The 22,945-nt window shown below is 71.8% G+C and carries 19 protein-coding genes; 3 read left to right on the top strand and 16 right to left on the bottom strand.

Annotated elements, in window-relative coordinates; translation table 11 throughout:
• Positions 1-134 precede the first annotated feature (134 nt).
• Together AB0K10_RS29930 and AB0K10_RS29925 are read right to left on the bottom strand one after the other, a co-directional pair.
• Positions 135-1,739 (bottom strand): FAD-dependent oxidoreductase, encoded by a 1,605-nt coding sequence (locus AB0K10_RS29930; protein ID WP_363689037.1) that lies wholly within the window; start codon positions 1,737-1,739, stop codon positions 135-137.
• A gap of 143 nt (positions 1,740-1,882) precedes the next feature.
• A complete protein-coding gene (locus AB0K10_RS29925) occupies positions 1,883-2,596 on the bottom strand; it encodes a TetR/AcrR family transcriptional regulator C-terminal domain-containing protein (protein ID WP_363689035.1) in 714 nt (237 codons plus the stop codon).
• 87 nt (positions 2,597-2,683) lie between these two features.
• On the opposite strand from AB0K10_RS29925, the gene AB0K10_RS29920 reads away from it, so the two are divergent.
• Complete coding sequence (locus AB0K10_RS29920) at positions 2,684-2,914, top strand: hypothetical protein (protein ID WP_358154954.1); 231 nt, start codon at positions 2,684-2,686, stop codon at positions 2,912-2,914.
• Positions 2,915-2,935: 21 nt separating this feature from the next.
• On the opposite strand, the gene AB0K10_RS29915 is transcribed toward AB0K10_RS29920, so the two are convergent.
• The 3 genes from AB0K10_RS29915 to AB0K10_RS29905 form a co-directional block, all read right to left on the bottom strand.
• Positions 2,936-3,640, bottom strand: coding sequence for a UdgX family uracil-DNA binding protein (locus AB0K10_RS29915; protein WP_363689033.1), 705 nt, complete (start codon positions 3,638-3,640; stop codon positions 2,936-2,938).
• A 173-nt stretch (positions 3,641-3,813) separates the two neighbouring features.
• On the bottom strand, positions 3,814-3,936 hold the full coding sequence (locus AB0K10_RS29910; protein ID WP_363689031.1) for a hypothetical protein: 123 nt from the start codon (positions 3,934-3,936) through the stop codon (positions 3,814-3,816).
• A 90-nt stretch (positions 3,937-4,026) separates the two neighbouring features.
• The gene (locus tag AB0K10_RS29905) at positions 4,027-5,367 is read right to left on the bottom strand and encodes an aminotransferase class I/II-fold pyridoxal phosphate-dependent enzyme (RefSeq protein ID WP_363689029.1); all 1,341 of its coding nucleotides are present in this window, start codon (positions 5,365-5,367) and stop codon (positions 4,027-4,029) included.
• A gap of 34 nt (positions 5,368-5,401) precedes the next feature.
• Between AB0K10_RS29905 and AB0K10_RS29900 the strand changes: the two genes are divergently transcribed.
• Together AB0K10_RS29900 and leuE are read left to right on the top strand one after the other, a co-directional pair.
• Positions 5,402-6,643 carry a bifunctional pyridoxamine 5'-phosphate oxidase family protein/GNAT family N-acetyltransferase gene (locus tag AB0K10_RS29900; RefSeq protein ID WP_363689027.1) on the top strand — a complete coding sequence of 414 codons (1,242 nt, stop codon included), beginning with the start codon at positions 5,402-5,404 and terminating at the stop codon, positions 6,641-6,643.
• On the top strand, positions 6,643-7,314 hold the full coding sequence (leuE, locus tag AB0K10_RS29895; protein WP_363689025.1) for a leucine efflux protein LeuE: 672 nt from the start codon (positions 6,643-6,645) through the stop codon (positions 7,312-7,314). Before AB0K10_RS29900 ends, leuE begins: the two co-directional genes overlap by 1 nt.
• Before the next feature lie 6 nt (positions 7,315-7,320).
• Here leuE and AB0K10_RS29890 read toward each other — a convergent pair whose 3' ends face one another.
• The 11 genes from AB0K10_RS29890 to AB0K10_RS29840 form a co-directional block, all read right to left on the bottom strand.
• A complete protein-coding gene (locus tag AB0K10_RS29890) occupies positions 7,321-8,253 on the bottom strand; it encodes a sporulation protein (protein ID WP_363689023.1) in 933 nt (310 codons plus the stop codon).
• A gap of 114 nt (positions 8,254-8,367) precedes the next feature.
• Complete coding sequence (locus AB0K10_RS29885; protein WP_363689021.1) at positions 8,368-9,432, bottom strand: hemolysin family protein; 1,065 nt, start codon at positions 9,430-9,432, stop codon at positions 8,368-8,370.
• Positions 9,429-10,784 (bottom strand): hemolysin family protein, encoded by a 1,356-nt coding sequence (locus AB0K10_RS29880; protein WP_363689019.1) that lies wholly within the window; start codon positions 10,782-10,784, stop codon positions 9,429-9,431. The genes AB0K10_RS29885 and AB0K10_RS29880 overlap by 4 nt, the downstream gene beginning before the upstream one ends.
• Positions 10,785-10,983: 199 nt before the next feature.
• A complete protein-coding gene (locus AB0K10_RS29875; protein ID WP_363689017.1) occupies positions 10,984-15,999 on the bottom strand; it encodes a fibronectin type III domain-containing protein in 5,016 nt (1,671 codons plus the stop codon).
• Between the two features lie 181 nt (positions 16,000-16,180).
• Complete coding sequence (gene mnhG / locus AB0K10_RS29870; protein WP_363689051.1) at positions 16,181-16,510, bottom strand: monovalent cation/H(+) antiporter subunit G; 330 nt, start codon at positions 16,508-16,510, stop codon at positions 16,181-16,183.
• The gene (locus tag AB0K10_RS29865) at positions 16,510-16,773 is read right to left on the bottom strand and encodes a monovalent cation/H+ antiporter complex subunit F (RefSeq protein WP_363689015.1); all 264 of its coding nucleotides are present in this window, start codon (positions 16,771-16,773) and stop codon (positions 16,510-16,512) included. Before AB0K10_RS29865 ends, mnhG begins: the two co-directional genes overlap by 1 nt.
• On the bottom strand, positions 16,770-17,369 hold the full coding sequence (locus AB0K10_RS29860; RefSeq protein WP_363689013.1) for a Na+/H+ antiporter subunit E: 600 nt from the start codon (positions 17,367-17,369) through the stop codon (positions 16,770-16,772). Before AB0K10_RS29860 ends, AB0K10_RS29865 begins: the two co-directional genes overlap by 4 nt.
• Positions 17,366-18,871 carry a Na+/H+ antiporter subunit D gene (locus AB0K10_RS29855; protein ID WP_363689011.1) on the bottom strand — a complete coding sequence of 502 codons (1,506 nt, stop codon included), beginning with the start codon at positions 18,869-18,871 and terminating at the stop codon, positions 17,366-17,368. The genes AB0K10_RS29860 and AB0K10_RS29855 overlap by 4 nt, the downstream gene beginning before the upstream one ends.
• Positions 18,872-18,893: 22 nt before the next feature.
• Positions 18,894-19,382, bottom strand: coding sequence for a Na(+)/H(+) antiporter subunit C (locus AB0K10_RS29850; RefSeq protein ID WP_363689009.1), 489 nt, complete (start codon positions 19,380-19,382; stop codon positions 18,894-18,896).
• A gap of 25 nt (positions 19,383-19,407) precedes the next feature.
• A complete protein-coding gene (locus tag AB0K10_RS29845; RefSeq protein WP_363689007.1) occupies positions 19,408-22,242 on the bottom strand; it encodes a Na+/H+ antiporter subunit A in 2,835 nt (944 codons plus the stop codon).
• A gap of 191 nt (positions 22,243-22,433) precedes the next feature.
• Complete coding sequence (locus tag AB0K10_RS29840; protein ID WP_363689005.1) at positions 22,434-22,820, bottom strand: hypothetical protein; 387 nt, start codon at positions 22,818-22,820, stop codon at positions 22,434-22,436.
• Positions 22,821-22,945 lie beyond the last annotated feature (125 nt).

Here is a 22,945-nt window from a genome sequence, read left to right as displayed (position 1 = left end):
AACGACCGCCCCCGTATGACCCTGGGCTGGGCCACCCCAGGTGAGAAGATGACCCAGCTCCTGAGTGTTGCAACCACCAGTTGAGCCCGCCCGGAGGACGGAAACTGTCCAAGATCTGGTTCTGGGTGGGTCGGTCAGCCCGCCATCACCCGCTGGTGCAGGGACGACACCGCCGAACGGGCCGCCACGAACGCGCCGTGCTGCCAGGCCACCTCGTGGCTCAGCCAGTCCCCGGCGAAGTAGACCCGTCCGGCCGGCTGGAGCAGCAGGTTGTATCCGGCCGTGCCGTAGCGGGGCGAGGTCCAGGCGCCCTCGATGTAGGGGGTGCGATCCCAGGCGTGGGAGTACGAGGTGACCAGCTCGCTGCGGTACTTGTCGCCGTGGATCTTCGCCCCCTGGCTGACCGCCCGCTCCCGGCGCTGCTCGGGGGTGAGCCCGCTGTACGCCCTGGCGTTCGCCCCGGTGTTGTAGTAGCCGACGACCAGGCCGCGCTTGCCGTGGAAGCCGTAGGACGGGTACCAGATGTGCGACAGGTCCAGATCGGTCTCCGTGATGCCGCCGTAGATCCGCTGGTCGGTCTCCCACCAGCGGCTGCGGTACTCCAGGCCGATCTTGCCGGCGGCGGTGACCGGGAAGTCGGCCAGGGCGGCGGTCACCCCGGCGCCGAGGTTGTGCGGCACCCGGGCCATCAGGTGCGGCGGCAGCGCGGCCACGCAGTAGTCGGCGGTGATCTGCGACTGCCGGCCGCCCTGCCGGTAGGTCACCTCGACGCGGCTGCCCCGGTCGGTCACGCCTGTCACCTCGGCGTCGAGTCGGATCCGGTGCCCGCCCACGGCCTTGGCGAGGGCGCGAGGGATCTGATCCATCCCCCCGACCGGCTGGAACATCAGCATGGCCTGGTCGTAGCCGAACTCGAAGGAGAAGTACCGGCCCACGTTGCTGGCGAAGACGTCGGACAGCGCAGGCGGCGCGCCGAGCAGCGTCCCCACCTCGTTGCCGGCGCCGGGGTACGCGGAGAAGCCCCGACGGTTGGTCCCGGCGTACGCCCAGTCGCTGGTACGCCCGCCGATCGCGCCGAAACTCTGCAGGAACGACAGCAGCCGGTCCCGGTCCTCGGTGGTGAGCCGCGCGTCCAGCGCGCCCTGGTCGGTGGCCTTCGCGAGCAGCTCCGAGACGTAGCCGTACACGTCGGCCTTGGCGGTGCGGTAGCGGATCGGCTCGGTCATCCCGGCGGACTCGTTGTAGATCCAGGCGTCGGCGTTCTGGTTGGTGAAGACCTCGATGGGTACGCCGAGTTCCCGGCAGTAGTCCATGGTGACCATCCACTGTGCGATCCGGCCCGGGCCGGCGTTGAAGTAGACGCCGTCGGAGAAGCCGGCCCGCTGGGTGTGTCCGTCGAGGTCGGTCTCGACGTCACCGCCACGGATGGTCAGGTTCCGCCCGCCGACGCGGTGCCGCGCCTCCAGGATCGTGCAGTGGTAGCCCGCCTTGCCCAGCTCGTACGCGGTGGTGAGTCCCGCGATGCCACCGCCGAGCACGACGACGCTGGCTCCCGGCCGCCCGGTCAGGGTGAAGTCGGACCGCTCGGGCGCCCGGAACGCCGGTGTCACCGACGCGGCGGCGCTGGGTGCGAGACCCATTGCTCCCATCGTGGCGAGCATCGCACCGGCACCGCCGCTGACCCCGACCGCGCGCAGGAACCCGCGCCGGCTCACCGTCGACTGCGTCTGATCGCTCATGAACGCCTCCCCTACAAGATCGACTCACGTGAGTCTGCAGAGGACCTGTTACGCGGATCACGCAACGCCGTTTCCGGCAGGTATCGCCTCCCGGCCCGCCGCTCCCGGCGGTTTCCGACGGGGACGACGCTCGTCGGCAGGGTTCAGTGGGGCGCCTCGTCGGCAGGGTGCTGTGCCGCCGATCGGAGAATGCCGTCGAGACCCGCCTCGAACAGCAGATCGTCGTCCCACCGGGAGTCGTCGAGATGGCCGGAGGCGGTGAGGGTCGGATAGATGTCGGCACTCGCGGCGACATGGTCACGAGCGGCAGCCCGCGCCTGCGGGTCCGCGGTCCGGTGCCATGTGGCCTCGGTGAGCGACGCGCCGATGACGTAGTTGGCGAGCGTCCGCGTGACCACCGCGAGGTGAACTCCGCGACAGCCGCCGCGCACCAGGGCCGACTGCAGGAACTCGGTGCGGGCCAGCACGTTGGGGCCGAGCATCGGACGCCCGACCAGGCCGGGCGCCCAGGGGTGCGCGAGCATGGCGGCCCGCCAGCCGCGGACCAGGACGCGGACGTCGTGCGGCCAGTCGTCGGTCACGGCCGGGATCGGCACCTCGCCGAAGATCTGGTCCAGCGCCAGGTCCAGGACGTCGTCCTTCGTCCGCACGTGCCAGTACAGGGCGGTCGCCGTCACGGTGAGCCGCTGGGCGAGGCCGCGCATGGTGAGGCCCTCGATGCCGTGCTCGTCCAGCACGGCCACCGCCGCGTCCACGATCCGCTGCGCCGTCAGCGGCGGCCTGCGCCGCGTACGCGGCTGCTCGGTGCGCAGCCACACCGGCGATGTCGTCGGCCCGTCGGGCTCCGCGCTGGTCATGGCACCACTCTAGTACGGTGGACAGCTAGCTTAACGACGTTAAGCTAGCTGAACACATATCCATTCGCTCGGCAGGGAGGTCGGGTCATGCCTCTGCTACGAGTCCACCTCGACAGCGACCGGAGCACCGCTCGCCGCGTCCTGCAACTGCACCAGGAGGGCAAGGGCCATCACGAGTCCCGGGAGGCGGCCCGGGAACAGGCGTGGCGTCAGGGGCGTACGCCGGCCGGTGAGCCGATCTTCGTGGGCATCACGAACGGCCGCCGCAACGTGCAACTGCTCTACGACGTCGAGGTCTACTCCGACACCGTCACGTGAGACCACCCACCCCGAGCACGGTCAGCCGGCGAGGGCGCGGGCCGCGACGGTGAGGTCGGCGACGAGGCCCTCGTACGCCTTGTCCTGGTCATCGGCGCGCAGCACCGCGGACGGGTGGATGGTCGCCAGCAGCCGGGCCGGCGGGGCGTCGGCCCGCTCTCCGGCGCTGTCCACCGGCACCTGGGTGAAGTCCTCCGGGTGCTGGGCGGACGCGGGCCAGGGCAGCAGTTCGCCGCGCTGTCTCGTCACCCGGAAGGACGGGCCGAGCAACGCCTTCGCGGCGGTCGCGCCGAGCACCACGACGATCTCCGGGTCGAGCCGGGCGAACTCGGCGACCAGCCAGGGCCGGCAGGCGGTGATGTGCACCCGGTCCGGGGTCTGGTGGATGCGCCGCTTGCCGCGCAGCTCGAAACGAAAGTGCTTCACCGCGTTGGTCAGATAGATCTGCGTCGGGTCGAGCCCGGCATCGTCGACGGCCTTGCGCAACAGCCGACCCGCGGGGCCGACGAACGGCAGACCCTTCTGGTCCTCCATGTCGCCGGGCTGCTCCCCGACGAGCACCACGCGGGCGCTCTCGTCGCCCCGGCCGAAGACGGTCTGCGTGGCGTCCCGGTACAGCTCGCAGCCCCGACAGCCGCCCGATGCCGTGCGTAGCTCGGCGATGGTGTCGGCACCGGGCGGGATGAAGCGCTGCGCGCCGGGAGCGTTGTCGGTCTGCTCGGCCATGTCGACTGTTATATACCCGTTCGATATCGCCTGCCGGGTACGTCCTCGGCCCGCGTCCCGCGTCCCGCGTCCAAGATCTTCACAGCATCCCGGATGTTGCTGCCTCCGACGCGCGGGAGACAGCACCATCGCTGATGTTGCGCGGATCTTGACTTCGAAGCGGGCAGGCCGCGTCAGTAGCCGTTGCCGCCCCCGCCGCCGCCGCAGGACGCGATGGCGATCAGCACGATGATGATCACGATGATGGCGACCGCGATCGCGATCCACAGTCCCCTACGGTTTCCGTTTGCAGCCATGGTCAGGCACCTCCGGCGGCCCGCATACCCACCCCACTCGCTCCGAATCGTCGCGATTCCCCCTTTTACCGACGGAAGGTTCGCGGCAGGTCAGGTGGCGAAGCCCGACGGAGGGGAGGGATGGATGGCGCTGGCCAAGGCGGCGGCCAGCGGGGTCAACTCCTCGACGGCCAGCGAACTGACGGTGATGCGCAGGGCGGGCGGGGCGGCGATCCGGTAGAGGGCGCCGGGCGCCACCGCCCAGCCGGCGTCCCGCAACGCGGTGACCGCGCTGGTCTCGTCCGGCACCGGCAGCCAGACGTTGATGCCGCTGCGGCCGTGCGCGGTCAGGCCGTGCGCGGCGAGGGCCTCGAGCAGGCCCTCGCGCCGCAGCTCGTAGCTCTGCGCCGCCCGCCGCACCAGCTCGTCGACGGCCGGGTCCTGCCAGAGGGCGAGCACCAGCCGTTGCAGCACCGTGGACACCCAGCCGGCGCCGACCCGCGTCCGGCCGGTCACCCGGGCCACCGTGGTCTCGTCGCCGGCCAGCACCGCCAGCCGCAGGTCCGGACCGAAGGGCTTGCTCACCGACCGCACGAAGGCCCAGCTTCCGGTCAGGCCGGCCAGCGGGTGCAGGGGTACGCGGGCCAACTCGGCGGCGTGGTCGTCCTCGATGAGCAGCAGGTCCCGCCGGCCGGCGAGCAGCGCGCGCAGCTCCTCGGCGCGGGCGGCGGAGACGGCGGCGCCCGTCGGGTTCTGCGCCCGGCTGGTGACCACCAGTGCCCGCGCGCCAGCGGTCAGCGCGGCCGCCACGCCGGCCACCAGGGGACCGTCGTCGTCCAGCGGAACGCCGATCGGCCGCAGCCCGAGGGTGGCGACCAGGTCGAGCAGGTTGGCCCAACCGGGATCCTCCACCGCCACCGCGTCGCCGGGACGCAGGTGGGCGCCGAGCAGCCGTTCGATGCCGTCCAGCGCGCCGCCGGTCAGGGTGAGGTCCCCGACGGGCACGCCGTCGGCGCTCAACCGGGCACGGGCGGCCTCGGCCAGCTCCGGAAGCACGCCGGCCTGTGAGTAGCCGACCGGCGGACCGGTGTCGGCGGCCATGGCGGCCAGGTGCCTGCCGATCGGGGGCAGCAGCCGGGGGTCGGGCTCACCCCGGGACAGGTCACGGGCACCGGGCAGCGGCGCGGGGCGCAGTGCGGAGCGGCGGGCGGCCACCGGTGGGCGCGGGCGGACGCGGGTGCCGTGCCGGCCGGCGGTGGCCAGCACGCCACGCTGGCGCAGCTCCTGGTAGGCGCGGGCGACAGTGGCAGGGCTGACGCCCAGCTCGGCGGCGAGGGCCCGCACCGGCGGCAGGGCGGCGCCGGGCGACAGCGCGCCGGTACGGATGCCCGACTCGATGCTGGCCGAAATCGTGGCGGCTGTCGTCCCACTCAACTGATAGCGTGCTGACACAAATCAGAGATTGTACTAGAACAAAGGGGCGTCGATGTACCCACCCACCGCCCGGACCACCCCCACCCGCTCGCGCGATCGGATGAGTTACGACCGCGAGGCGGCACACGCCGTGCTCGACGAGGCGTACCACTGCGCGCTCGGCTTCATCGTCGACGGCGAGCCCCGGGTGCTCCCCACCCTGCACGTCCGCATCGGTGACACCCTCTACCTGCACGGGTCCACCGGCAGCCGGCCGCTGCTCGCCGCCCGGGGCGACGGGCTGGGAGTCTGCGTCACGGTGACACTGCTCGACGGGCTGGTCTACGCCCGCTCGCAGTTCCACCACAGCGCCAACTACCGCTCGGTGGTCGCGCTCGGCACCGCCCACCTGGTCACCGACGAGCGCGAGAAGAGCGCCATGCTCACCGCGCTCGTCGAGAAGGTGGGCGCGGGGCGCAGCGCGGACAGCCGCCCGCCGAACCGCCGCGAACTGGCCGAGACCGCCGTGCTGGCGCTGCCGCTGCGGGAGGTGTCCGTCCGGTCCCGCACCGGCGGGGTCCGCGAGGACGAGGCTGACCTGCACCTGCCGCACTGGGCCGGCGTACTGCCGCTGCGGCTGACCGCCGGCCTGCCGCAACCCGCCGCCGGGGTCACCGCGCCGCTGCCGGCGTACCTGCGGTCGGCGCACACGCCCTGGCACGACCCGGTCCCGCTGCGCGGCGAGCACGTCCTGCTGGAGCCGCTGGACCTGGCGCACGCCGACGACCTGCACACCGCCACCGCTGACGACGACGTCTGGCGGCACCTCACCGTTCCGCGGCCCACCGAGCCGGCCGGGACCGCCGCGGTGATCGCCTCCACGCTGGCCGCCCAGCAGCGCGGCGAGCGGGTGCCCTGGGTGCAGCGCTGCGCGGTGACCGGGGCCGTCGTCGGCACCACGTCCTACTACGAGATCGATCCGGAGCGGCGGTCAGTGGGAATCGGGCACACCTTCCTCGGCCGGCCCTGGTGGCGTACCGGGATCAACACCGAGGCCAAGCTGCTGCTGCTCGGCCGGGCCTTCGACGACCTGGGCGCGGTGCGGGTCGTCTGGCACACCGACATCCGCAACGCTCGCTCCCAGGCCGCCATCGAGCGACTCGGCGCGACCCGGGAGGGAGTGCTGCGGATGCACAAGCAACGCCCCGACGGCTCGTGGCGGGACACCGTGCAGTACTCGATGACCGTCGACGAGTGGCCGAACGCACAGGCCCGGCTGCGAGAACGACTTCTGCGGACGGCACCGGTGGCGTGATGATGGCGGGCGTGCTGGGGATCACCGACATCTGGACGTACGTGCTGGGCACCGTGGCCATCATCCTGCTGCCCGGGCCGAACTCACTCTTCGTGCTCTCCACCGCCGCCAAGCGCGGTGTGGGCGTCGGCTATCGGGCCGCGGGCGGGGTGTTCGTCGGCGACGGGGTCCTGATGATCCTCTCCGCCGCCGGGGTGGCGTCACTGCTCAAGGCGTACCCCCCGCTGTTCCTGGTGATCAAGTACGCCGGTGCCGCGTACCTCGGTTATGTCGGGGTGACCATGCTGCTCGGCGCCGCGCGGCGCTGGCGCGACCGCAACGACCCGGGCACGCCGCGGCTCATCGACGCCGCGGAGCCGGCGCAGATGCGCAGCCCGTTCCGCAAGGCGCTGGTGATCAGCCTGCTGAACCCGAAGGCGATCCTGTTCTTCATCTCGTTCTTCATCCAGTTCGTCGACCCCGACTACGCCTGGCCGGCGCTGTCGTTCCTGCTGCTCGGCCTGATCGCCCAGGTAACCAGCGCGCTCTATCTGACCGCGCTGATCTTCGCGGGCACGTTCCTGGCCACCCAGTTCCGCAGGCGTCGCCGCCTCGCCGTGGGCGGCACCACCGCCGTGGCGGCCCTCTTCCTCGCCTTCAGCCTCAAGCTCGCCACCGCCAGCGCCGGCTGACGCCGGTCAGGTCCCGTCGCCTCCGCCGGAGCCGCCGCCGCCGACGCCGGCGCCTCCGGCGGTGCCGCCCAGTCCGTAGCCGGGCTTGATCGGCTCGTCGGGGTGGCGGCTGACATGGGCGGACCCGCTGATGTTCGCGGACCAGTCGGCGTGCGCGGCGGCCGCGGCGTGCCTGTTGATCGCCTGACGTATCCAGCCGTCCACCGTGGCGACCCAGTCCCGCTGCCCGGCGTCCGCGTGCCAGATCCGGAACCGGCTGATGCTCTGGTGGGTGATCCCGGCCAGCGACAACCGGCGGTCCAGCCAGATGATCACCTCCAGGCCCGCCGAGTTCGTCACGAAGATCAGCTCCAGCTCGGTGATCGGGCCGGCGTAGAGCGGGCCCACCCAGTAGCCCCACCGCTGGTGCAGCGGCAGGGTGTGTTCCACCCCCGGCAGCCCGCCCTCCTGCAACCCGGCCTGACGGATCAGGAAGCCCAGCGTGGCCAGCGCCGCCAGCACGTGCTGCTGGGTGGGGATCGGGTGCACGAGGACCGGCACCATGGCTCCCTGGTCCAGGTCAGGGTCGACGGACACCTCGGTCCGCAGACCCATCCGCAGACTCAGCAGCGGTACCCCGCCGAAGGTGGTCAACGGGGTCTCCCACGGCAGTGGCAGCGCGAAATCGACAGCCCGCCGACGACCCGCCGGCACGACGAACCGCCCGGCGATGGGCACCTGGTGAAACTGCACGAGCCGCCGGGGGGCGGCCGGGTCGTCCGGCTCGACAGTGGTGACCAGGCCGAGCCGGATGTGGCGTACGAGCACGTCGTCCGGCCCGGCGGCGAGGATCACCCGACCCGGCAGACGCAGACCCGGACGGGTGCTCGGGTTCGGCAGCGTGGTCCGCACGGACAGTCCGGTCCCACCGGACTCCCGAGACACCCCCGTCAACCGCACCACGCGCCCCCTCGCGGGACGAGGCCCCGCCGGCCCCGGACCAGCCGCGCCTACCCCGTCGAGGTCACCTCACGCCCCCCGTCCCGACCGAAAGCCGACCCGCCGAGGTGCGCCTCACCGCAGTCGCCGCCCGCGCGGCACCGTGTCGGTCTCGTCGTCGAACTCGCCGATGACCTCCTCCAGCAGGTCCTCCAGGGCAACGAAGCCGATCGGGCGGGCCGGACCACCGCCGTTGCGGACCAGCGCGAGCTGGGACTGCCGGGCGCGCATCGCGGCCACCGCCTCGGTGACCGAGGACGTCGCCGGCAGGGTGAACGCCGGCGTCATCAGCTCCCCGGCGGTGGCGGCGCGGCCGGTGGTGACCACCCGCACCGCTTCCCGGACGTGCACCAGGCCGCAGACGTCACCACCGGTGTCCAGGACCGCCATCCGCGACCGGCCGCTGTCCCGGCTGACCTGCTCGATCCGCTCGGCCGGGTCGTCGCGCCGGACGGTGACCATGGTGGCGAACGGCTCCATCACCTGCGCCACCGATGTGCCCTGCAACTCCAGCATGCTGGTGAGCAGTTGGTGCTGCTCGGCGCCGAGCAGGCCGTGCTCGCGGGACTGCTCCAGCAGCATCCGCAGCTCGTCCGGGCCGTGCACCTGGGCCAGCTGATCCTGCTGGTTGACCCCGACGAGGCGCAGGACCGCGTTGGCAAGCGCGTTCAACGCCGACAGCACGGGCCGAGACACCCGGGCGAAGGCCCGGAACGGCAGCGCGAGCAGCGTCGCCGAGCGCTCGGCGTCGGTGATCGCCCACGACTTCGGCGCCATCTCCCCCACCACCAGGTGCAGGAAGGTCACCAAGCCGAGGGCGAACACCAGGGCGACCACGTGACTGGCCGCGTCGGGCAGCCCCACCGCGTGCAGCAACGGGCTGATCAGATGCTCGATCGCCGGCTCGGCCAGCGCGCCGAGCCCCAGGGTGCACAGCGTGATGCCCAACTGCGCCCCGGCCAGCATCAGCGACAGCTCACGGACACCGTCCAGCGCCGCGCGGGCCGCCCGGCCGCCGCTGGCCGCGGCCTGCTCCAGCCGGTACCGCTTGCTGGCCACCAGGGCGAACTCGGCGGCCACGAAGAACCCGTTCAGCGCCAGCAGGATCCCCGAGCTGAACAGCGCGATGCCGGGGCTCACGGGGACACCCCCGGCGTGCTCAGTTGCAGCCGTACCGAGTCGGCGACGTGCCGGTCCACTGCGAGCACCTCGACCAGGGCCCGCGGCTCCTCCGCGCCGTCGTCGACCTCGACACCCTCGGGCAGCAGGCTGATCTCCAGCCGATCGCCGACCTCCGGCACGCGGCCCAACTCGCGCATGACCAACCCGGACAGCGTGTCGTACTCCGGGGCCTCGGGCAGCGCGATGCCGGTGCTGTCGGCCACCTCGTCGATCCGCCAGCGGGCCGGCACCACCCAGGAACCGTCCTCCTGCCGGGCGGGCGCGCGCTCCGGCGGGTCGTCCTCGTCCCGGATCGGACCGACCAACTCCTCCGCGATGTCCTCCAGCGTGATGACGCCGGCGAAGCCGCCGTACTCGTCCACCACGCAGGCCATCTGCCGGTGCCCGGACCGCAGGCGGTCCAGCACCGTGGGCAGGGGCAGAGTCTCCGGTACGAGCAGCGGCGGCCCCGCCACCGCGCTCACCGGGGTGGTGGCCCGCTCCCCCGGCGCTACGCCGAGCACGTCGGCGATCCCGACGATGCCGATCAGGTCGTCGACGCCCTCCGCGCCGCGCACCGGGAAGCGGGAGTGGCCGGTGTCCAGCAGCTCGACCACGCGGCTGACCGGCTCGTGCGCCCGGACGGTGTGCACGTCGACGCGCGGCACCATGGCCTCGCCGGCGGTCAGCTCACGGAAGTCGAGCCCCCGGTCGAGCAGCGTGGACATCTCGGCGTCCAGGCTGCCCTCCTCGCGGGACTCGGCGATGATCTGTTCCAGGTCGGCCGGGGTGGCGCCGCTGGGCAGCTCCTCGATCGGCTCGATGCCGACCCGGCGCAGCAGGCGTACCGACGCGCGGTCGAAGAGCCGGATCACCGGCCCGGCCACGGCCAGGTAGAGAAGGGTGGACCGGCTCAACGCCCGGGCGAGTGGCACGGCCCGGGCGATGGCGAGGTTCTTCGGGGCCAGCTCGCCGAGGACCATCTGCACGACGGTGGCGATGACCAGGGCCAGCGCCACCGACAGCGGCAGGCTTACCGACTCGCGGAGGCCGGCCACGCCGAACAGGTCGGCGAGGCCGCCACCGAGGTACGGCTCGGCGACGTAGCCGACCAGCAGGGCGGTGACGGTGATGCCGAGTTGAGCGCCGGAGAGCACGAAGGAGAGCCGGCTGGTGACGGTGAGGGCGCGGGCGGCGGCCTGGTCGCCGTCGTCGGCGAGCTGGCGCAGCTTGCCCCGGTCCACGGCGACATAGCCGAACTCCTGCGCCACGAAGTAACCGGTGGCGGCGGTGAGCACGATGATCAAGAGAAGGCCGACGACGATCAGCACCTGTCGCTCAGGGCTCCCGTGGCCGTCGGGGCGGGGATATGCCGGGCACGACCCGGCTGGCTACTGCTGCCCTCCTGGGCAGAAGAGTCGATCATGCCGCCATTTTATCCGCCCGGGCTGGAGACCCGCTGGGAGTTGGTGGTGGCGCGGACAGCCGGCCCCGGACTCCGTCCGGGGCCGGCCACCTGACCCGCGCGGGTCAGTACAACCAGTCGCACCCGGAGGGGCCGCTGTAGTGACGACCCGTCTCCAAGTGGATGTATCCGCCCCAGTAGAGATTGGCGTGTTTCTCGAAGCCGTTGGCCTGCCAGGGGTTGCCGGTCGTGACTTTCGAGTAGCCCGACTGGATCGCGTAGTCCGCCAGGAAATTGGCGGCGGACACATATCTCGCGTACTGGTCGGAATGGATCACCTCGTGCCGGGGGAGATCCGGGCCCTTGCTGTCGGCATAACTCCGGCCGTTGTCATAACGGATGTTCGCCCGCTTGTACGCCTCGCACCTCAGGCGGCCTCGGTAACCACTCTCGCTTCCGCCGTAGAAGAAGTAGTCTCCGACGGTCGAAGGTTGATCTCCCGCGGGAGAGGTGCCGTAGCACACCCGTGAGCCGAGACCCGGGTCACACCCGCTTCCGCCGCCCAACACCCGGGTGGCGATGAAGTTGCTGCCGTTGAAGTCGTTTCCGCCGCGGGTCCTCGCGTACTCGGACCGATTGACGATCGCCTCGGCATTCGGCGACTTGGTGCTCTCCCCGGACATGTTGAAGGCGATCACCCGGAATTCGTGCAGCTCGCCGTCGAAGAATCCGTACTTCAGGGAGGCGGAGGTGCCCGAGGCCGGCAGTGGCAGACGAATCCAGCGCGAATCCCCGGCAGCGCGGTATTCCATCCAGTAGAGCACTCCGGCGGTGCTGCTCCTGGTCCAGCTCAGGTTCATCTGGCTGGCCCCGGGTGAGCTGGCTGAGACGTACGACACGCCCGCGGGGAGAGGCGGCATGGGTTTGGCCGAGGCGACGATGCTCGGCGCGCTGTCGCCGGAGAGGTTCGTCGCCCGCACCCGGAAGTTGTACGTGGTGCCGTTGCCCAGGTAGCCGGCGACGAAGGTGCAGCACGACGTGATCGGCAGCTTGACCCTGGTCCAGGTCGACGAGGCGCTGGTCTTGTACTCGACCAGGTAGTAGACGTTCGGCGTCGAGCTCCTGCTCCACGTCAACGTCACCTTCCCGTCCCCGGCCGACGCACTCAGCCCCGACGGCGCCTGCGGGAACGGCGGCATGGGCCGGGCCGACGCGGTGTTGCTCGCGGCACTGTCCCCCGCCAGGTTGGTGGCGCGTACCCGGAAGTCGTAGGTCGTGCCGTTGCCGAGGTAACCGGCGACGAAGGTGCAGCACTGGGTGACAGGCAACTTCACGCGGGTCCAGTTCGCCGCGCCGGAGACCCGGTACTCCACGAGGTAGTACACCTTCGCCGTGGCGCTGGCCGTCCACCTCAGCGTCACCTTGCCGTCGCCGGCGCTGGCGGTCAGGCCGGACGGCGCCTGGGGGAACGGCGGGAGTGGGGTCGCCGACGCGACGTTGCTGGTCCCCGACTGCCCGGCCATGTTGCTGGCCGCCACCTTGAACTCGTAGCGGTGGCCGTTGGCGAGATAGCCCGCGGTCATTCCACAGCAGGTCGCCGGCAGCGCGACCTTCTGCCAGGACTGCCCCGCTGTCGCGTCGCGGAGGTAGACGTCGTAGTAGACGCCGCCCGTCGGGCTCGCCGTCCAGCCCAACACGACCTTCCCGTCGCCCGAGGTGGCGGTGAGGCCGGACGGAGCCGCCGGTACCGGCGGCAGGGGCTTGGCGCTGGCCACCGATGTCGGCGTGGACTCCCCGGCGCCGTTGATGGTGGTGACCTTGAACTCGTAGACGTCGCCGTTGGTGAGGTAACCGGCGGTCATCGTGCAGCAGGTGGTGACCGGAGTGGCCAGCTTCTGCCACGACTGGCCGGCGCTCGCGTTGCGCAGATAGACCTGGTACCAGGAACCGCCGGTCGGGCTGGCGGTCCAGGTGAGGGTCACCTTGCCGTCGCCGGCGGTGGCCGTCAGCCCACTCGGCGCCTGAGGCACCCCGCCCACGGCGGTGACCCGGACGGTCCCCGAGGCGGTTCCCTCCCCGCCCTGACTCTCACCTGTCACCTTGAACTCGTAGACATGGCCGTCGGCCAGGTAACCCCGGGTCGCCGAGGTGGTGCTGCTCGGCAGGGAGGACTTGGTGAAGGTGGCCTGCCCGGCGGTGACGTCGCGCTGGTAGACCCAGTACAGAAGACCCGGCGCCGGCGCGTCCCAGTTCAGTTCGATGGTGCCGGACCCGGCCGGTTGACCGCGCAGGTTGGTCGGGGCTGCCGGACGGGGCTGGCTGCTCGTCGCGGACACCACGTTGCCTGTGGGACCCTCACCGCCGGAATTGATCGCGGCGATCTTGAATTCGTACGAGTGGCCGTTGGCGAGGTAGCCGGCGGTCATCGTGCAGCAGGTGGTGACCGGGGTGGCGAGCTTGGTGAAAGCGGCGTCGCCCGCGGTCACGTCCCGCTGGTAGACCTGGTACCACAGGTCCGGGCTGGAAGCCGTCCAGGCCAGCTTGATGGTGCCGTCGACCTGGGCCGTCGCGGTCAGTCCGCTGGGGGCCGCGGGCAACGGGGCCGTCGGCGTCACCGCGACGACGTTGCTCGCCGCGCTCTCCCCGCCCGACCCGCTCGCGGCCACCTTGAACTCGTAGCGGTGGCCGTTGGTGAGATAACCGGCCGTCATCGTGCAACAGGTGGTGACCGGAAAGTCGAGCGGATTGAACACCGTCTCGCCGGCGGTCACGTCCCGCAGGTACACCAGGTGCCAGTTGTCGGCGGCACCGTCCCAGGTCAACACCGCCTGACCGTCTCCGGCCGTGGCCCGCAGGTTGGTCGGGGCGGCGGGCGCCGCAACGTCCGCGGTCGCGGAGGCGACGGCGGACGTCGGTGACTCACCGGCGGCACCGAGCGTGCTGACCTTGTACTCGTAGGTGTGCCCGTCGACCAGACCGCCGGCGGTCATCGTGCAGCAGGCGGTCACTGGCCACTCCAGCCTGGTGAAGCTCGACTCACCGGCCGTCGCGTCGCGCTGGTACACCTGGAACCAGACGTCCGGCTGCGACTGCTGCCAGGTGAGCGTGATGCTGCCGTCCGGCTGTGCGGTCGCGGCCAGGCCGGTGGGGGCGGCGGGCAGGGGCCGCTGCACCGTCGCCGTCGCCGCGGCCGACTGCGCCGACTCGCCGCCCTTGCCGAGGGCGGTGACCTTGTACTCGTAGGTGTGCCCGTCCGCCAGGCCGCCCGCGGTCATCGTGCAGCAGGTGTCGACAGGCCACTCCAGCCGGGTGAAGTCCGTCTCGCCGGCGGTCACGTCGCGCTGGTAGACGTAGAACCAGTCGGTGCCGTTGGCGTGCGTCCACTGGAGCTTGATGTCGCCGGTGGCCTGGGCGGTGGCGGTCAGCCCGGTGGGCGTCGGCGGTCTGCTGTAGAACGCCGTCGCGCTCGCCTCGGCCGACCGTGGCGACTCGCCGCCGCCGTGCACGGCCACCACCTGGAACACGTACTGATGGCCGTTCTCCAGGCCGGTCAGGGAGAGGGTGGTGTCCTGCGGGGAGGAGTCCCACTGCCGGGAAGCCTCGGACTCGCCGGCGGTGACGTCACGCCGGTAGACCTCGTACCGCCAGACGTACGGAACGGTGTTCCAGTTGAGCGTGATGACACCCCCGTCGGCGGCGGCCGCGACCAGACCGGTCGGCGACGCGGGTGCTCCGATGGTGACGGTCACCGTGACGGGGGCGGAGAGCGGTCCGGCCCCGGCGCTGTTGCGGGCCGCGACCCGGAACTCGTAGGTGTGGCCGGTTTCGTAGAACACACTCAGCTCGGTGGAACTCCCGGTGACCCCGGTGGAGACCCGCGCGAAGTGGGTCTGCCCCGCTGTCACGTCCCGCTGGTGGACGTCGTAGGTCAGGCCGGTGCCGGCGGGCGCCTGCCAGCCCAGGCTGACAGTGCCGCTGCCGTCGGCCCGCGCCGTCAGGGCGGTGGGCGCGGCGGGCACCGCCGCCGGATCGGGCGTCGGCCGCGGCCAGTCGACCTCGACGAACCGGGGCCGGTAGGTGCTCACGTCGCCGTAGACGGCGTCCGCGACGAGACTGTTGACGTTGTACGACACCAACAGCTTCCCGTCGCGTGCCAACTCCGGGTGCACGCGGGAGTCGTACACGATGCTGCCCGGCACGGCGGCCGGTTCCCCGGCGGTGAACAGCGGCACCGGACCGGCGAAGGGCCCGGTGGGCGAACTGGCCGTGTAGGCCACGAAGTCGGCCGAGAAGGTCAGGTTGTTCTCCTGGGTGACCAGCACGTAGGTGCTGCCCACCTTCTGCATGCCGAAACCGGCGCCGACGCCGGACAGCACCCGAGCGGAATCGCCCTGGACCGTGGACCAGCCGCTGCCCGTCCAGAACTGCCAGGCACCGGAGAGCCCGCCGGCCGGTACCCGGGCGACGTGGGCGAAGCGCATCTGGCCGACGGACTCCGCCCCGTAGATGTAGGTGTACGCGCCGTCCTCGAGCACCGCCGAGCCCCAGGCGACCCTGCCGCCGTACCCCCGGTCCACGATGCTGCGCACCGTGAGCGCCGGCAGGTCGAAGGTGACCACGGCGCTGTCCAGTTGGGCGAAGTCCAGCGGCCCGGTGCCCGTCGTCTTCATCCGCTGGTAGACCACCCGCAGGACGCCACTTTCGACAGTGCCGTCGCCGACCCAGTACTTGTCGGCGCTGCCATCGGTCGGGCGCACGAGCGAGGTGGGCGTGGTGGCCGAGCCACCGTGCAGGGTCTGGACGAGATCGGATCCGTCCTGCACCACGATTGAGTTGTTCACCATCGGGGTGTTCTTCGGCAGAGTGTGGTCCGCGTTGACGGTGCCGATCAGGCTGTCCGAGAAGAGCCAGGCGTTGCGGCCGTCGGGCAGCGGGATCGAGACGGTGCTGTCTCCGCTCGTCCACTTGCCGCCGGTGTCGCCGTACGAGTTGAACTCGGTGTTGAGAGCGGCGGCCGTCATCCCACCCGTGGGCAGGGCGGCGGCGGCGGGCCGGGGCGCGACGCCGACCAGCAGGCCGAGGGTCACCGCACCGACGAGTGCGACAGCGACACGGGTCCGGGCCCGCGAACGTCTCTTCATTTGTGTCTCCCCGTTGTGATGCGCACATCGTCACAGCGGTCGATTCACAGCAGCAAGAGACGTTCGGGCGAGGCGATAGATACCCGTACATCTAGAGATCGAACAGGAGTGTGTGCTAACCGCAGGGCGCGGTCGCACCGGTGACCACACCGCGGGCCGGGTTGGGGGCGGTCGGGCCCTGTCACCGGTCGGCCAGCTCGTCGGCGTCGAGCAGGCCGCGGTCGAGCCGTCCGGACCGGTACGCGGCCCGGCCGATCATCTGTGCCGCGACCGGCGCGGTGGCCAGCTGGAAGACCGCCACCAGCAGGATCATGCCGAGGTCGGCCGGGGACCGCAGCCGCAGCGCGATGCCGAGCAGCAGCAGGAGCACCCCGAGCACCTGGGGTTTGGTGGCCGCGTGCATCCGGGAGAGCGCGTCCGGGAAGCGCAGCACACCTATGCCGGCGGCCAGGGCGAGCAGCGCGCCGGCCACCAGACAGACCGCGCCGAGCCAGTCGGCAACCACCCCGATCACGCCTGCTCCCGGACGGCGAAGCGGACCAGCGACACCGACCCGACGAAGCCGAGCAGGGAGAGCACCACCAGCACGGGCAGGGTGGTGGCATGCCGGTTGACCGCAGCCTCCGAGCCGACCGCGCCGACCGTCGTGGCGAGGAGCATGTCCGCGGCGATCACCCGGTCCAGCAGTGACGGGCCCCGGTAGAGCCGGGCCAGCGCGAGCAGCGCGGTCACCGACAGCAGGGCGGTGAGGACGACGGCCAGGAACGTGATCATTGAGAGTTTCCCTTCTCGACGGAATCGGTCTCGACGCGGCGCAGCTCGGCCGCGCTACCCACCGCGCGCACGATCCGTCGCTCGACGTCGAGGGTGCGTTCCCGGGAGAGGTCCAGGTCCGCCGGCCCGTGGGTGTCCAGCACGTGCAGGTAGAGCGTCGCGGTGTCCCGATCCACCTCGAGGATCAGCGTGCCGGGCACCAGCGAGACCGCCTCGGCGGTGAGCGCCAGGTTCAGGTCGGTGGACACCCGCAACTGGACGGCGATGATCGCCCCACGCGGCCGGTAGCCGGGCCGCACGGCGATCCGGGCGATGTGCAGGCTCGCACTGACCAGCTCCACGACGAATCGGCCCGCGAACGCCAGCAGCGCGCCGGGTCGCAGCCGGCCGCCGAAGGTGACCGCGGGCAACGGGAAGAACAGCAGCACCGCGCTGCCCACCAGCAGGCCGCCGATCAGGTTGGCCACGTTGACGTCGCCCCAGAGCAGGATCCAGACCACCACCAGCCAGCCCAACGCCAGCGCCTGGTCACGCCAGCGCCCGAACCGGCCGCGGGGTGGCGTGGGCGGCCCCGGGGCGGCGCCGGCCTCGGTCACGGCGTGCCGCCCGGCAGCACCGCGCGCACGTACGGGGTTCGCGAGAGCAGGTCGGTGGCCGCGTCGGCGGTGACGTCGAAGAGCGGACCGGCCAGCACGGTGAGCGTCAACCCGAACGCGACAAGGGCCGCGGTGGCGCCGACCATGAGGGTCGGCAGCCGGACGGCGGGCTCGCTGGTGGCGATCCGGGGCGCCCGCCAGAACGCGATGTTCCACACCCGGGAGGCCACGTACAGGGTGAGCAGGCTGGTCAGCGTGCCGGCCGCCACAAGCGTCGCGGGCAGCGCCCCGCCGGCTGCCACACCGGCCTGGAGCAGGCCGAGCTTTCCGAGGAACCCGGAGAACGGCGGCACGCCGGCGAGGTTCATCGCCGGTACGAAGAAGAGGACGCCGAGCAGGGGCGCCATCCGGGCCAGCCCGCCGAGTCGGCGCAGGTCGGTGCTGCCGGCCCGCTCCTCGACCAGGCCGGCCACCAGGAACAGCGTGGTCTGGATGGTGATGTGGTGCACCACGTAGAAGATCGCGCCGGCGAGTCCGGCGGCGGTGCTCAACGCCACCCCGAAGATCATGTAGCCGATGTGGCTGACCAGCGTGAACGAGAAGAGCCGCTTCATGTCCGACTGCGCCACCGCGCCGAGGATCCCGACCACCATTGTCAACCCGGCGACGACCATGAGCAGACCGTCGACCTGGCCGCCGGGAAACAGCAACGTCTCGGTACGGATGATCGCGTACACGCCGACCTTGGTGAGCAGCCCCGCGAAGACGGCGGTGACCGGGGCCGGGGCCGTGGGATAGCTGTCCGGCAGCCAGGCCGACAGCGGGAAGACCGCCGCCTTGATCGCGAACGCGAGCAGCAACGTCAGTTGCAGGGTCAACCGGACGTTGTCCGGCAGGTCGTCGAGGCGCTGGGCGAGCTGCGCCAGGTTGAGCGTGCCGGTGGCCGCGTACACCAGCCCCACCGCGGCCAGGAAGATCATCGAGGAGAGGATGCTGACCACCACGTACGTCGACCCGGTGCGGATCCGCGTCTCGGTGCCGCCCAGCGTGATCAGCACGAAGCTGGCCGCCAGCAGGATCTCGAAGCCGACGAACAGATTGAACAGGTCGCCCGCCAGGAACGCGTTGGTGACGCCCGCGGTGAGCACCAGGTACGTCGGGTGGAAGATGACCACCGGCGCGCTCTCGCTCGTCTCGCTACGACCCTGGCCGATCGAGTAGAGCAGCACGCAGAGGGTGACAGCCGAGGACACCACAAGCATCAGCGCGGCCAACTGGTCGGCCACCAGCACGATGCCGACCGGCGGCGGCCACCCGCCGATCGCCAGCACCACCGGCCCGTGCCGGTACGCCTGGACCAGCAGCACCACCGCGACGGTGAACGTGATCGTCAGGCAGAGCACGCTTACCGCACGCTGCACCCGGGGGCGGGTGGCCAGCAGCAGGGTCAGCGCCGCGCCGAGCAGCGGCACCACCACCGGCAGCGGCAGGAGCCTGCTCACGACGATCTCCGCGACGCCCCGGTCACCGCGGCCCGTCCCCTCTGCCGCGTCGCAGCCGGCGGCGGGCCGGCTCGGGATCGACCTGCTCCGGGTCACCGTCGGGACCCTCCCCGCCGTGGTCGACGGCACCCGCCTCGTTGCGCCCGGCACGGCGGATGATCTGCCGGTCCTCCAGGTCGTCGGGCACCTCGTCGTCGCCGGTGAGATACCAGCTCCGGTACGCCACGGCGAGCAGGAACGCGGTCAACCCGAACGTGATCACGATGGCGGTCAGCACCATCGCCTGCGGCAGCGGATCACTCATCTCGTCCACCGGCCCGGTGCCCACGACCGGCGCGCCACCGGACCGGCCGCCCAGCAGGATCAGCAGGTTGACCCCGTTGCCGAGCAGGATCACGCCCAGCAGGATGCGGGTGAGGCTGCGCTCCAGGAGCAGGATCACCCCGCACCCGACCAGCACCGCGACGGCGAGCACCAGCACCATCGTGGGGCCGGCGTCACTGGCCGTCACCGAACGACCTCCGTTCGCGGGGCGCTCACGGCCCGCCGCCCTTGTCGACGGCCAGACCGCCGTCGGCCGTGTCGGTGGCCTCGATGTGCCTGTCCACCTCTGCGCCGAGGCTGCGCAGGATGTCCAGCAGCAGCCCGATCACGATGAGGTACACGCCGATGTCGAAGAAGAGCGCCGTGACGAGGTGGACGTCGCCGATCAGCGGCAGCGACAGGTCGAGCTTGGCGCTCTGCAGCACCGACCCACCGACAAGCAGCGCCACCGCGCCGGTGCCCACCGCCAGTGCCAGTCCCGCGCCGAGGATCAGGCCGGCGCCCACCGGGGCGGCCTCGGTCAGCTCGTACCGGCCGCCGGCCAGGTAGCGGACCACAAGCGCGAGGCCGGCCACCAGGCCGCCGGCGAAACCGCCGCCCGGCGCGTTGTGTCCGGAGAAGAGCAGGAACAGCGAGAACAGCGCCACGGTATGGAAGATCAGCCGGGTGACCACCTCCAGCACTATCGACCGCCGCTCCTCGTACAGCGTCGGGCCGCCCCGCAACCAGACCGGCCGGTCGGAGCGGACCGCCCGGTCGGCCGACTCCGGGCGGCGCGGTCGCGGCCCGGTGCGGGACCTCTCGAAGATCAGGCTGGCCACCCCGGTCGCGGCCACCACCAGCACCGCCACCTCCCCCATCGTGTCCCAGGCCCGGATGTCGACGAGGGTCACGTTGACGACGTTGCGGCCGTACCCCTCGCTCACCGCCAGGTCCGGGAAGGCAGCGGAGATGTCCGGCGCGCGCCGGGCGCCGGCCGCGACGAGCGCGAGCCCGCCCGCCACCACGCCCATCGCCACGCCGATCGCCCGGCGGGCCCATCGACTGCGCCGCAGCGGACGGGCCGAGAAGCGCTCTGGCAGGCGGCGCAGCACCAGCACGAACACCGCGATCGTCGCGGTCTCCACCAGGAACTGGGTGAGCGCGAGATCCGGTGCGCCGTGCAGGATGAACAGCATGGCCGTGCCGTAGCCGGTCATCCCCACCAGCAGCATGGCGGTCAACCGTCGGCGGGCGCGGACCGCGAGCAGCGCGGCCACCGCGATCACCACCACGACCACCGGTTGCAGCGGGTTGTCCCACATCGGGAGCCGGGCCCGCCACGGCCCGGCGGCGAGCATCGCCCCACCGGGCAGCAGCACGACGGCGACCAGGATGATGCCGAGGTACTGCGGCAGGGAGCCCCGCTGGGTCGCGCCTGTCACCTCGATGGCGATCCGGTCGAACCGGTCCACGACCCACTCGTACCCCTGGTTGCCGCCCACCGGCGAGCGGAGCCGGGCCAGCACCGGTGCGAGCGGCCCGCGCAGCGCGAAGAGCAGGCCGCCGCCGACCAGCGCCAGCCCGGACAGGCCGAGCGCCGCAGTCGGCCCGGGCCAGAGCGTCAGGTGCGCGTCGACCGAGCCGAGCAACTCGGCGTACGGGTGGAGCAGGCCGTTCAGCACGCCTGCGGCGGGGCCGGCGAGCAGCCCGACGACGGCGAGCACGGCCGGGGGGACCAGCATCGACGCGGCGATCGGCGTCGGCTGGACCGGTTCGACGCCCGGCCGGTCGGCGAACGCGCCCCAGAGGAAGCGGGCGCTGTACGCGACGGTGAGCACCGTCCCGGCGACCAGTCCGGTGAGGACCAGCGGGTCGTCGGTGAACGCCGCGAACACCGCCTCCTTGGCGACGAACCCGACCAGCGGCGGTACGCCGGCCATCGACGCCGCCGCCAGCACCGCGACGCCGAACAACGGTCGGGACCAGCGCCGCAGCCCGGACAGCTCGCGCAGGTCGCGGGTGCCGGCGCCGTGGTCGATGACGCCGACGACCAGGAACAGCGCCGCCTTGAACAGGGCGTGCGCCAGCAGCATCGCCGTGCCGGCGAGCGCGGCGGCCGGGGTGCCCGCGCCGGTCACCGCGACCAGCAGGCCCAGCTGGCTGACCGTGCCGTACGCCAGCAGCAGTTTCAGGTCGTTCTGCCGCAGCGCCGCCCAGCCGCCGACGAGCATGGTGGCCACGCCGGCGATGAGCACCACGGGCCGCCAGGGGCCGACAGTGGCGAGCACCGGCGCGAGCAGGCCGACCAGGTAGACGCCCGCCTTGACCATGGCGGCGGCGTGCAGGTACGCGCTGACCGGGGTGGGCGCCGCCATCGCGACCGGCAGCCAGGAGCTGAACGGCAGCACCGCCGACTTGGACAGTGCCCCGGCCAGGATCAGCAGCACCGCCGTGATGAGGTAGCCGCCGCCGGGCAGCGGATGGGTGGCGATCTCCGACCAGCGGTAGCTGCCGGCGTGCTCGCCCAGCAGGATGAACCCGACCAGCATGGCCAGCCCGCCCAGCGTGGTGACGGTAAGCGCCTGCGCGGCCGCCCATCGGCTGGACCGGCGTTCGCTGCTGTGCCCGATCAGCAGGTACGAGAAGATCGTCGTCAGCTCCCAGCCGACATAGAGCAGCAGCAGGTCGTCGGCGAAGATCAGCACCAGCATCGCGCCGGCGAAGGCGACCAGGACGGCGGCGAGTTGCGCCATCCCGGGAGCGCCCGGCTCGAAGTACCGGGCGCTGTAGACCAGCACCAGCGCGCCGACGCCGCCCACCAGCAGGGTAAGAAGCCAGGAGAGCGTGGTGAGGCGCAGCGCGATGTCGAGGCCCAACTGCCCGATCCACGGGTACGTCTCGACCACCGCGCCGCCGTGGCCGACGGCCGGGGTGCGGGCCAGCGCCCAGCCGAACGTGGCGGCCGGCGCGAGCGCCAGCGGATAGCACGCGCGCGGACCCCACCACCGGACGAGCAGCGGCGCGGCGAGGGCCGCCACGAGGTGGAGGATGAGCAGTACCAGCACCCGCACTCCCGATCGAGGTGGCCGACGCCCGTACAGCGGTGGCGCCTAGCAGCGATCAGACGCCAGATCCCCGTCCACCGGGCGGTTTTGCCGGAATTCGCCCACTGTGGCGGGTTCTGTGCGGTGTGCAGGTGCCAGGTGCCGTCTGCGCTGGCTGCGTGCGGGGCGCGTGGGCGGGGGGCGGTCGACGGTCAGCGCAGCAGGGCGTCGCCGGGGGTCAGCGCGTCGTCCAGGTCGGAGCCATCGAGGTGCAGTTCGGCCAGCAGATCGACGCGGCCGAGCTGACGGGCGACCTTCGCGACGACCCGCTCCGCGACGGCCAGCGACCGCATCGAGAGCAGCCGGCCACGGCTCTCCCGGCGAAGGACGAAATAGTGCACGGCCACGCGGACCTGCCCCCGGTCGGCGGCGCTGGCCTGAGCGGTGGAGACGACCAACTCCCGCAGGCAGCGAGCGAGGCGTTCGGCGAGCTCCAGCTCGGGCCCGTGCAGACCGCCGCGGAGCGTGGCGAGGTGACTGTCGACCTTGCGGATCAGCACATCGGTGCCGGGCTCGACGTGTCGCGGCTCGCCGGTCATCCGATCCCCTCCACCCGGTTCGCGTTGCGGGTGAAGTTACTTTATGTTGCTCCGTACAAGCAAGCAGTTAAGTGAGACTTAACGTATTAATGACGCATCCATCGCTTTTTCCGTCCAGCTCGGCA

Source organism: Micromonospora sp. NPDC049274 (assembly GCF_040678875.1).
Taxonomy (GTDB): Bacteria; Actinomycetota; Actinomycetes; order Mycobacteriales; family Micromonosporaceae; genus Micromonospora.
Note: the sequence above shows the minus strand (reverse complement) of the source record. Positions and strands in the feature narration are given on the sequence as shown.

Bases quoted from the DNA above. Each gene is read 5' to 3' on its own strand.
- leuE (WP_363689025.1), top strand. From the start codon at position 6,643: ATGATGGCGGGCGTGCTGGGGATCACCGACATCTGGACGTACGTGCTG.
- AB0K10_RS29900 (WP_363689027.1), top strand. From the start codon at position 5,402: ATGTACCCACCCACCGCCCGGACCACCCCCACCCGCTCGCGCGATCGG.
- AB0K10_RS29875 (WP_363689017.1), bottom strand. From the start codon at position 15,999: ATGAAGAGACGTTCGCGGGCCCGGACCCGTGTCGCTGTCGCACTCGTC.
- AB0K10_RS29910 (WP_363689031.1), bottom strand. From the start codon at position 3,936: ATGGCTGCAAACGGAAACCGTAGGGGACTGTGGATCGCGATCGCGGTC.
- AB0K10_RS29925 (WP_363689035.1), bottom strand. From the start codon at position 2,596: ATGACCAGCGCGGAGCCCGACGGGCCGACGACATCGCCGGTGTGGCTG.
- AB0K10_RS29840 (WP_363689005.1), bottom strand. From the start codon at position 22,820: ATGACCGGCGAGCCGCGACACGTCGAGCCCGGCACCGATGTGCTGATC.
- AB0K10_RS29865 (WP_363689015.1), bottom strand. From the start codon at position 16,773: ATGATCACGTTCCTGGCCGTCGTCCTCACCGCCCTGCTGTCGGTGACC.
- AB0K10_RS29915 (WP_363689033.1), bottom strand. From the start codon at position 3,640: ATGGCCGAGCAGACCGACAACGCTCCCGGCGCGCAGCGCTTCATCCCG.
- AB0K10_RS29930 (WP_363689037.1), bottom strand. From the start codon at position 1,739: ATGAGCGATCAGACGCAGTCGACGGTGAGCCGGCGCGGGTTCCTGCGC.
- AB0K10_RS29920 (WP_358154954.1), top strand. From the start codon at position 2,684: ATGCCTCTGCTACGAGTCCACCTCGACAGCGACCGGAGCACCGCTCGC.